General features: G+C 65.4%; 8 protein-coding genes. 5 read left to right on the plus strand and 3 right to left on the minus strand.

What is annotated here, in order from left to right; all coding sequences use genetic code 11:
- Positions 1–60 precede the first annotated feature (60 nt).
- On the minus strand, positions 61–1,494 hold the full coding sequence (locus tag HWN72_RS18370; protein ID WP_083274806.1) for an aldehyde dehydrogenase: 1,434 nt from the start codon (positions 1,492–1,494) through the stop codon (positions 61–63).
- Positions 1,495–1,898: 404 nt separating this feature from the next.
- Here HWN72_RS18370 and HWN72_RS18375 point away from each other — a divergent pair, with 404 nt between their 5' ends.
- Positions 1,899–3,104 carry an NAD(P)/FAD-dependent oxidoreductase gene (locus tag HWN72_RS18375; RefSeq protein ID WP_231958333.1) on the plus strand — a complete coding sequence of 402 codons (1,206 nt, stop codon included), beginning with the start codon at positions 1,899–1,901 and terminating at the stop codon, positions 3,102–3,104.
- Positions 3,105–3,261: 157 nt separating this feature from the next.
- Positions 3,262–4,269, plus strand: a complete 1,008-nt coding sequence (locus tag HWN72_RS18380) for an alpha/beta fold hydrolase (RefSeq protein WP_036529009.1) — start codon at positions 3,262–3,264, stop codon at positions 4,267–4,269.
- 19 nt (positions 4,270–4,288) lie between these two features.
- Here HWN72_RS18380 and HWN72_RS18385 read toward each other — a convergent pair whose 3' ends face one another.
- On the minus strand, positions 4,289–5,296 hold the full coding sequence (locus HWN72_RS18385; protein ID WP_231958332.1) for an alpha/beta hydrolase: 1,008 nt from the start codon (positions 5,294–5,296) through the stop codon (positions 4,289–4,291).
- Between the two features lie 121 nt (positions 5,297–5,417).
- The gene (locus HWN72_RS18390) at positions 5,418–6,875 is read right to left on the minus strand and encodes an NAD(P)/FAD-dependent oxidoreductase (RefSeq protein WP_211150942.1); all 1,458 of its coding nucleotides are present in this window, start codon (positions 6,873–6,875) and stop codon (positions 5,418–5,420) included.
- Between the two features lie 165 nt (positions 6,876–7,040).
- Here HWN72_RS18390 and HWN72_RS18395 point away from each other — a divergent pair, with 165 nt between their 5' ends.
- The 3 genes from HWN72_RS18395 (at position 7,041) to HWN72_RS18405 (ending at position 9,871) form a co-directional block, all read left to right on the plus strand.
- The gene (locus HWN72_RS18395) at positions 7,041–7,601 is read left to right on the plus strand and encodes a DUF3598 domain-containing protein (RefSeq protein WP_231958331.1); all 561 of its coding nucleotides are present in this window, start codon (positions 7,041–7,043) and stop codon (positions 7,599–7,601) included.
- Positions 7,602–7,690: 89 nt separating this feature from the next.
- Positions 7,691–8,608 (plus strand): LysR family transcriptional regulator, encoded by a 918-nt coding sequence (locus HWN72_RS18400; protein ID WP_036529006.1) that lies wholly within the window; start codon positions 7,691–7,693, stop codon positions 8,606–8,608.
- A 234-nt stretch (positions 8,609–8,842) separates the two neighbouring features.
- Positions 8,843–9,871: a DUF1838 family protein gene (locus HWN72_RS18405; RefSeq protein ID WP_036529005.1), complete on the plus strand. Its 1,029-nt coding sequence runs from the start codon at positions 8,843–8,845 to the stop codon at positions 9,869–9,871.
- Positions 9,872–9,947 lie beyond the last annotated feature (76 nt).

A 9,947-nucleotide genomic window follows, 5' to 3' on the forward strand; every position in this document is an offset into this window, starting at 1 on the left:
ACCACCGACTGCGTCGGCGGTCCCCCTCCCCATCCCTTCGGGACAGGGAGGATTCCTGCATCACACCACAGCGCAGATGGTCTTCGTCTCAAGGTAGCTTTCCAGCGCCTCGCGCCCGCTGTCGCGGCCGTAGCCGGACTGCTTTACGCCGCCGATCGGCAGGCTGGCGTCGTACATCGAGTGGCAGTTGATCCACACCGTACCCGCCTTGATCCGCGAGGACAGGCGATGCGCGTGCGAGAGCGATTCCGTCCAGACGCTGGCGGCGAGGCCGTAGACGCTGTCGTTGGCCATCGCGACGACTTCTTCCACGTCATCGAACTTCTGCACGGCGAGAACCGGGCCGAAGACTTCCTCGCGCACGATCTCCATGCTGGCGGTCACGTTCGCCACCACGGTCGGAGTGATGAAAGTGCCGGCCGGACCAAGGCGCTCGCCGCCCGCGACGATGGCCGCGCCTTCGCTGCGCGCACCGGCGATGAAGCCGCTGACGCGTTCGGCCTGACGCGCGTTGACCAGCGGCCCCATCTGCGTCGCCGGGTCAAGACCGTGGCCGAGCTTGAGCCCGCCGGCATAAGCCGCCAGCCCCTCGACCACCTGATCGTAGACCGAGGCGTGGACATAGGAGCGCGACCCCGCCACGCAGACCTGTCCGGCGTTGAAGAAGATCGCGTTCGCCGCGCCGGGAATCGCGAGGTTCAGGTCGGCATCGCCCATGATCACGACCGGCGACTTGCCGCCCAGTTCAAGGCTGACGCGCTTGAGGTTGCCCTTCGACGCGTCGAGAATCGCCCGGCCCGTCGCAGTGCTGCCGGTAAAGGCAACCTTGTCGACGTCGTGATGCGAGGCCAGCGCCGCACCCGAAATCGCGCCGCGACCGGTGATCACGTTGAACACGCCGTCGGGCAGGCCCGCTTCCTGGATCAGTTCGCCCAGACGAATCGCCGAGAGCGAGGTGTCCTCGGCCGGTTTGAGCACGACCGCGCAGCCCGCCGCGAAGGCCGGGGCCAGCTTCATCGCGGTGAGCACCAGCGGCGAGTTCCACGGCACGATCGCCGCAACGACGCCGACGGCCTCGCGCACGGTCCAGGCGCGCATTTCCTTGCCCTGCGGCTGATAGGTGATCGACGGGGTGATGGTCTGCCCCTCGATCGCCATGGCCTGCCCGGCGAAGAAGCGGAACTGGCCCACCGCGCCCGGAATCTCGGCCCAGCGCGCCACGTAGAGCGGCTTGCCCTGGTCGAGCGCTTCCAGTTCCGACAATTCGTCGATGTTCGCTTCAATAAGGTCGGCGATCTTCCAGAGGATACGCGCACGCTCGGCGGGCGGCGTCGCGGCCCACGGCCCTTGCGCCTTGCGCGCTGCGGCGACGGCGGCGTCCACATCGGAAGCGGAGGCGTCAGGGATCGTGCCGATGATCTTTCCACTGGCCGGATCGAGAGTCTCGACGACGGCGCCGTCCGCCGCATCGACCCACTGTCCGCCGATGAGCATGCGGGCGGCCTTGGGGGCATCGAGCAGCGCGGAAACGGCGGAACTCTGGGGCTTGGGGTCAAGTAACATCGGTTTTCCAATTCTGTAGGCCGGCATGGCCGAGTTTCCCTGTCCTGCGTTCTGCCACATGCCCCGGACGGCAAGGGGTGATCAAGGCCGAGTGATCGCAGCGCGAACATCGGTGCAATCACCGGATCACCTCCCGCCAAACTCGCTTATGCCGAAACAGGGCAGCGCGCCTCTTGGGACCAGAATTCGCGAAAAGTCGAAGGGCAGTCCTGCAGGCGGCGCACAGTCCGACACGTCGTTTTCAGTTCACTGGGGGACGGTCTTCGCGCAGTCGTGCAAGTCACGGCGACGTTTGGCGACCTTACCTGACAGGCATTTACTCATCGGGGGACGCCTTGCTGCTACCACTAGACAATTCACGCTCGCAGGTACTGGTCGCCGGTGGCGGCCCAGTGGGCATGGTGGCTGCTTATGCTCTGGCGCTGCAGGGGATTTCAGTCCGCGTTCTGGAAAGCGCGCCGACCTGCCTTGAGGACATGCGCGCCTCCACCCTCCATCCGCCGACGCTCGAGATGCTGGAAAAGCTCGGCCTGCGCCAGACGCTGGAAGACCAGGGCCTGCGCGCGCCGCTGTACCAATACAGCAACCGCAACACCGGCCGTACCTTCTCGCTCGACATGAGCGAAATCGGCGACATCACGCCCTATCCCTATCGCCTGCAGTGCGAGCAGTGGAAGCTGACCCGCCTGATCGCCGCCAAGCTGGCCGAGATGCCGAACGCGGAAGTGCTGTTCTCGCACCAGGTCGCCAACTGCGTGCAGGGCTCCAACGGTGTACAGGTTTCGGTCGAAACCCCGTTCGACATCAAGCTATTCCACGCGGATTACCTGATCGGCGCGGACGGCGGCAATTCCACCGTGCGCAAGTGGCTGGGCATCGGCTTCGATGGCTTCACCTACGACGAAACCTTCCTGACCCTCTCGACCGCCTATCCGATCGAGGAGCACCTGCCCTGGGTCAAGGAAGTGAACTACGTCAGCGGCGATCCGTTCTGGTGCGTCCTGCTGAAGGTTCCCGGTCTGTGGCGCGTCCTCGTGCCGCAGAAGTCGGGCGCTTCGGTCGCCGAAGTGACCAGCGACGCCGCCAAGGACGCGGTTTTCGCCGAATTGCTGGGCGTCAACATTCCCGTCCAGACCGAGCACCGCACCTGCTACCGCGTCCACCAGCGCGTGGCGAACAGCTTCCGTCAGGGCCGCATCATGCTGGCGGGCGATTCCGCCCACCTTAACAACCCGCTGGGCGGCTTCGGCATGAACTCGGGCATCCATGATGCGGTGAACCTGGTCGAGAAGCTGAGCCGCGTGATCCTCGAAGGCGCGGACGCCGAAGCGCAGCTCTCGCTCTACGACCGCCAGCGCCGCACCGTGACGCGCGATTTCGTGCAGGCGCAGACCATCGCCAACAAGGCGGCGGTAGAGGACAAGGTCGATGCCCGCGAAACGCACCTCGCCCACCTCGAGGCCGATGCCGATGCGCGGCACGAGTACATCGTACAGCAGGCGATGTTCCGCAGTCTCGAAAAGGCGGCCGCGATCGTCTGATCGTCCGAATCGCAAACAGATAGAGGCCCCGGCGGACGCAGGTTCGCCGGGGCCTTTGCGTATGGGCACGCCCGCCAGTCGGATAGTCCGGGCGATCTTTCGGACATCGGCAAAGCAGTCGATAAACTCGGCCTGTCCCCGATAAAGAAGGTTAGCCATGATCCGCATTCCGCTGCTTGCCGCAACAGTCGCAATTTCGGTGCTGGGCCTCGTTCCGGCTGCCGCCCATGCGCAGAGCGCCGCAGCCGCGACCAAGGCTGCCCTGCCCTACCTCACGATCGAGGACCTGCGCCGCAAGTATGCCGATGCGCAGAGCCGCTATGCCGTGATCGGCGGGCTGAAGATCCACTACAAGGATGAAGGGCCCAGGAACGCACCGGTGCTGTTCATGGTCCACGGCTCGGAAAGCAGCCTGCGCACGTGGGACCGGATCGCACTGGCGCTCAAGGGCCGCTATCGCATCATCCGCTACGACATTCCCGGCTACGGGCTGTCCGACGGCGCCACCGACACCGCTGCGAAGACGATGCAGCCGACCGACATTCCGGTGGAACTGCTCACCCGCCTCGGCGTGAAGAAGCTCACGTTCGTCGGCGTGTCGAGCGGCGGCACGATGGGCATGTATCTGGCCGCCCGCCGCCCCGATCTCGTCGAGCGGCTGATCCTGTCGAACACCCCGTCCGATCCGGTGGATACCAGCCACCTCGTCATGCCCAAGTCGTTCACCGACGCGACCGAGCGGGCCAAGCAGACAGGCTTTCGCGACCAGACCTTCTGGAACGAATTCCTGAGCTATTTCGCAGGCGATGCTACGCGTATCTCCGCCCAGACACGCAAGGAATACTATGACTTCTACCGCCGTATCCCTGAGAAGAACCTGATCGCCCTCGTCGCCCGCATCGGCGATGGCAAGCAAGCCACCGTCGAAATGGCCAAGGTCCGCAAGCCGACTTTCCTGATCTGGGGCGCCGCCGACCACCTGCTGCCGGAATCGGCCGCTAATGCGATTGCGCGCTATCTCAAGAACGCGCAAATCTCGCGCGTGATGATGCCCGACGTCGGCCACTATCCGCCGCTGGAAGTGCCCGAGCGCTTCGCCCAGCTCATCGCCGCCTATGTCGAGGCGGGCACCCCCAATCTGCCTGCGGAAACCACCGCTCCCTGAGGCCGGAACCCGCGCCCGGCTAGTTACCGGGCGTGAAGCCCTCGCCCGCGATCCACCAGCGGAATTCCTCGAGCCAATGGTCGGTCGTGCCGCCGGTCTGCTTCATGCCGAAGCCGTGGCCGCCCCGCTCATACAGGTGGGTTTCGGGGCGGTAGCCGCTGGCGAACAGGGCATCGTAGAAGGGCCGGAAGCCATAGCCGACCGCCATGTCGTCCTGCGCCATGGCCAGGAACAGCGGCGGCAAGCGGCCCGGCGCGGGCTCGGCCGCAGGTCGCAACCAGGGATCGCTGGGCGCGCCTTCCGGATAGGGAAGGTTCGCGGGCGGGATTTCCGGCAGCTTCGCACCGAACGGCATGCCGTAGATCAGCCCGGCGAAATTGGGCCGGACGGCCTCGGGAGCAAAAGCCATCATGCCCGCGACATGACCACCCGCCGAAAAGCCGACGACACCGATGCGTTTGGGATCGATGCGGTACTCGGCCGCGCGTGAGCGTAGCAGCCGCAAGGTTTCCAGCCCGTCCGCAACGCCCGGATCGCCGCCGACACCGGCGGGAATCGTCGCGCCCACCCGCTTGCGCATCGCCTCGTTGGTCTCGCCGGGAAGGGTCTGGATCAGGCGATATTTGAGTACGAAGGCCGCGATGCCGTGCTCCGCCAGCCATTCCGCCACGCGCGTCCCCTCATGCCGCATGGCGAGCAGGCGAAAGCCGCCACCCGGCGCGATGATCATCGCCGCTCCCGTGGCCTTGCCGGGCGGGGGCAGGAACGCCTGATAGGACGGAACGGTGACGTTCCACAGCGTCTCGCCGTCATCGCGCAGTTCTTCGGTCACCGGGGCGCTGGCCTTGCCCGGCCAGCCCTTCAGCTCCGGCGCGCCCTTGGGCCAGATCACGGTGGGCGCCTGCACCTCCACCCCATCGGCCTGCTGGCCCGCAGGCGCATTGCCGAGCGTGGAAAGAGCGGCAGAGGCCGACACCGGGGAAAGAACAGTTACCGCAAGCAGCAAGGCGCAAAGAGAACGACGCACGTGCAATCTCCCTGAAACGGCCGAAATCCGGGTGGCCGAAAACCACCCGGATCATGCGCATTCAATGGAAATTATTATCAGTGATTACGAAAACTGATCGCACTTCGGAGAAGTGTTTGCGTCAGGCTTCGAGAATTTCGAGGGCCACGCGCTCAGCCGACTCCAGCGCACCTTCGAGACCGCGCGCGCCGGTGGCCGTATGCTCGCCGCAGAAGTGCAGGCGACCGGCGGGCTTGGACATTTCGGGGACGAGGCGACTCACCTGACCCGGCCCGAAGTAGGCCCAGTCGCCGCCGTTGAAGACTTCCTGCGACCAGCTGAAGTACGTGCGCGCCACCAGCTTGCCCTTGACCGCCGGGCGCATCGCCTCGATCTGCGCAACGATCATTGCCAGCGCCTTGTCCCGGCCCAGACGGTCCCAGTAGTTGGCGAGGCCGCCGCGCGCCTGCACCAGCAGGCCGGTGACTTCATCCGGCGTTGCGCCGTAGTGCTGCGGAATGACGGTGCCCGCGAGGCCGTCCGTCCACATGCCGGGCGACAATCCGTCCTCATCCCAGAACGGCGCGGTGGCGGTGAGGAAAGCCATCGACAGCGGCTGATAGGCGATCTGCGACACCGCCTCCGCCTGCGCGCCGGACAGGCCCGGCAGAATCTTCACGTAGCGTAGCGTCGAAAACGGCAGCGAGCAGATCACCCGCTTGGCGCTGAATGTCGAGCCATCCCGACAATAGACGGTCGAGCCGCTATCGGTGGCCTCGATCGCGACCACTTCCTTGCCGAGGATGACGTCGCCCTTGAGCAGCTTGGCCATGCCCATCGGCAAGTGCAGGTTGCCCCCCTTGACGCCGAAAGACTTTGTCCCCGCCTCGAACTGGGCCTTCACGAAGCCGTCGTTGAACTCCAGCATCAGCGCGGAGACGTCCCACGAATTGGTGCCGTAATAAGGCGAGACATCGTTGGCGAGGCGGATCGCCGGGTCCGAAAGCCCCTGCGCGCGCAGGAAATCGTGCAGCGGCACGTCGAGCACGGCGCTGGCCGGGTCGGTCCAGGCGTTCCAGTCCTTGAGCGGCGTGCGCTCGGCAACCAGCTTGTTTACCATCTCGGCAGGGAGCACCGATTTCATTGCATCCGGGAACGGGTTACCGGGATGGCGCGCCCATTCCTCACGCGTGAGGGGCTGGCCGTTCATCCACAGCATGGGCGGTTTGCCGACGCGGTATCGGCCGCCGATGTCCTCCAGCGTCACCCCGGCGCGCTGCGCGGCGTCGATGCCGCGGCCATAGCCCTCGCCCATCGAGTTGAAGCCCATCTCGGGATAGCCCGGCTCGTCCAGCAGCGTCATCACCCGCCCGCCGACGCGCTGGCGCCCTTCGAGCACGGCGACCTTGAGCCCCTGCTCCTCCAGCATCCACGCCGCCTGCAGGCCGGAGACACCCGCGCCCAGCACCAGCACGTCGAGCCCGGCCGCTGCCTTCTTGGCTGGGGCAGCGAGTGCTGCAGCAGGCAGCATCGATGCCATTCCCACACCGATCGCGCCATTGGCCATACCAAGGGTGAAGCTACGCCTGTCCATCGTCATGGCTCGAAGACTCCTAGACTCTCTTGCAGTGATCAACTGATTCGACACCCCAATGCCACGCCCGCGCGGGACCCGGCAGGCAAGCGATCAATATGACCGAACAGCGATCAATCGGACGCAAAAGGCTCGCGCGTGCACCTCCTGCAACTAGGCAAGGGGCAGCCGATGGGCATTTTCAAGACATCTTATGGAGTGGCGATGATGGTGAACAAGGTCTCGCAACCCGGCATCCGGGAAGCCATGCCTCTGCTGTGTAACAACGAAGGCGTGTGGGAAGGCTGGTATCGCTACTACGACGCGAAGACCGGCGAACTGACCGACCAGCATCGCTCGCGCCTGTTCTGCCGCCTCGTCGGCGAGCCGGGCCACGAGGAATACCACCAGACCAACCACTACTTCTGGGACGACGGCCGCGTCGATGTGCGCGACTTCCCGGCGTGGTACGAAGACGGCCGCATCCGCTGGGACAACGAGCTGATCAAGGGCTGGGCCGCCGCGATGCAGCCGGACGACTACAATCGCTCGACCTGCCTCAACTGGACCCGCCACAACGAGCCCGGCATCTATCTCTACGAGATGATCCAGGTGAACGAGGACTTCACCAAGCGCGCCCGCACCTGGCAGTGGTTCCGCGACGGCGAATGCTACCAGCGCACGCTGATCGACGAACGCCTCGTCACCCGCGACTGGCAGAACTTCCAAGACACCGGCGCTCCGCAGAACTGAACGCCCTGCACGGCGGGGAGTGCGACCGATGGCCCCTTCCCGCTGGCAAGGCTGGACAAACCCGAGCCCGACGATCAACGGTGACGCGCATGGACCTGGTCAAACTGCAACGCATGGTGGCGATCTACGAAGCCGGGAGCTTCCGGCAGGCGGCGCGCGATCTGGGCATCTCCCAGCCCGCCCTGACCTGGAGCATGCACCAGCTCGAGGAAACGCTGAACGGCCGCCTGTTCGAGCGCGGCCCGCGCGGCATTCGCCCGACGCCACTGTGCGACCGTCTGGTCCGCCGCGCCCGGCTGATCTTCCGCGAACAGGAGCGCATCCTCGACGAAGTCGCCGACAGCACGCACAACCAGACGATCAACATGGGCGTGCACTCGATCTTCCTGACCGACGCCTTCGCCCGCTGCATCGCCGAGTTTTCGGAGCAGTACCCCTCGACCACCTTGCGGGTATTCGAGGGCTTCAGTTCGCAGCTCCTCGGCCGTCTCCAGCAGGGTGAGGTCGACTTCGCCTGCTGCGCCATCCCGGCTGACGATGAACATGGCGGCACCCTGCTGACCGAGCCTTTGGGAACGCTCAACTATTCCGTCGTCGCGGCCGCCACGCACCCGGTTTTCGACGATATCGCCAAGCGCCGCCCGATCTCCCAGTACCGCTGGGTGGAGTTCGACACCGCCATTGTCGGCGCATTTCCGGGCCAGAGCGACATCGTCTCGGTCATGGCGACGGCAGGCCGCGATGTCGCGCGCAAGAGTGTGCGGACGGCCTCGATGGACGTTATTCGCCTGCTGGTTCTCAGCGGCGACTTCATCGGCCTGATCGCCGACGAGCGGGTTGCCGAGGAGCTGGAGAACGGCACCCTCAGGCGCGTACCCGGCACCGAGGTCACCGCCTCGCAGTTCGGCTTCGTCAGCATGGCGGAGAACTTCGAGACTTCGGCCTGCAAGGCACTGCGCGAAATTCTCGAGAAATCGGCCTTCGAACCAATGCGCAAGGCGCACTGAACGGCACCCAAAGGCACCCTAGCGGCACCTGACAACACCCTGACCGCGCCCGACAGCGCGGCTCGGGGCCAATAGACGTGCCTGCCTTGACCGTACTCAATGATCAAAAATTGTGATCGGCGATCCGCCGTATCTGTCTGGCGATCATTCGTGGGAGCTTGATCGACGCTGGCCCCGGCTTCATCCATCCCCATCGCGGCACATAGCCTCTCGGCCTCATGGAGTGATCAGCTCATGTCGAATAACACGTTTACCCGCCGCGAAGGCCTCAGCCTGGCGGCCATCGCCGCAGGCGTGGCGGCGCTTCCCACGGTGGCGTCCGCCGCCGGCAAGTCCGCGACGGCTGCGTCGCGCCTGAATTTCACCACCAGGCTGGACTTCAAGGACCCGGTGTGGAACCGCGATACGTATGCGCGCATCGACGGTGACGTCGATCCCACCAAGGAAAAGTGCGGCTGGCTGCGCGGCAAGGCCTTCGGCGTGCGCGACAACGAGAAGATCCGCCCGCTGTTCATCGCCGAGGGCTTCAGCTTCACCCGCATGAAGCGCCTGGACGACGGCAGTTGGCGCCGCATGCTGCGCGAAGTCGTGTTCTATCGCGACATCGAGACCGGCAAGCTGCTGGACACTTGGGACAACCCCTATACCGGCGAGAAGGTCAAGGTCGTGCCGATCGCCAACGACCCGTTCAACTTCACCATCAGCGACAAGGTCCCCGAGCCGCCGAGCTACGGCGGGCTGCAGAAGGTGAAGACCGAGCCCAAGCCGTTCCTGATGGACTGGATGGAGGGTCCGGAAGGCACCCTGATCGTCAACACCGACATCGACATGATCTATCCGAACGCGCTGCAGCCCGACAAGTGGCCGCGCGAATCCTCGGGCGTGATGAACCGCGTCTCCGAGCACTTCATCTACACCGTGAAGCGCGAGGACGTGCTGAACCCCAACCTCACCCACATCCCGCATATCGGCGCATGGACGCGCATGACGCCGTGGCTGCCCTGGATGCTGATGGGTCAGGCGCCCGGCCACATCACTTACTTCACCACGTTCCAGACGCTGCCCGGCGGCATCAAGGAACTGCCGCAGGACCTCGTCGAGGCCGCGCGCGCGATGGACGAAAAGTGGCTGCACTCGCCGACCGAGGACTACGGGCCTTCGCTCTCCAGCCTCGAGAACTACGCCCGCGAGCAGAAGCCCGCGCCGGTTCCGGCGGGCTGGTCCCCGCCGCAGCCCCCGGCCGCGCCGAAGAAGCTGGGCTGAAACCTTATCCTCCCTGTTCCGAAGGAATGGGGAGGGGGACCGCCCGCGCAGCGGGTGGTGGAGGGGGAGAAAACCC

It is taken from the genome of Novosphingobium sp. HR1a (assembly GCF_015594425.1).
In the GTDB taxonomy this organism is placed as follows: Bacteria; Pseudomonadota; Alphaproteobacteria; order Sphingomonadales; family Sphingomonadaceae; genus Novosphingobium; species Novosphingobium resinovorum_A.

What these genes read in the sequence shown, in the direction of transcription:
- HWN72_RS18370 (WP_083274806.1), bottom strand. Translation starts at nt 1,494, where the DNA reads ATGCTCATCGGCGGACAGTGGGTCGATGCGGCGGACGGCGCCGTCGTC.
- HWN72_RS18380 (WP_036529009.1), top strand. Translation starts at nt 3,262, where the DNA reads ATGATCCGCATTCCGCTGCTTGCCGCAACAGTCGCAATTTCGGTGCTG.
- HWN72_RS18390 (WP_211150942.1), bottom strand. Translation starts at nt 6,875, where the DNA reads ATGACGATGGACAGGCGTAGCTTCACCCTTGGTATGGCCAATGGCGCG.
- HWN72_RS18395 (WP_231958331.1), top strand. Translation starts at nt 7,041, where the DNA reads ATGGGCATTTTCAAGACATCTTATGGAGTGGCGATGATGGTGAACAAG.
- HWN72_RS18400 (WP_036529006.1), top strand. Translation starts at nt 7,691, where the DNA reads ATGGACCTGGTCAAACTGCAACGCATGGTGGCGATCTACGAAGCCGGG.
- HWN72_RS18405 (WP_036529005.1), top strand. Translation starts at nt 8,843, where the DNA reads ATGTCGAATAACACGTTTACCCGCCGCGAAGGCCTCAGCCTGGCGGCC.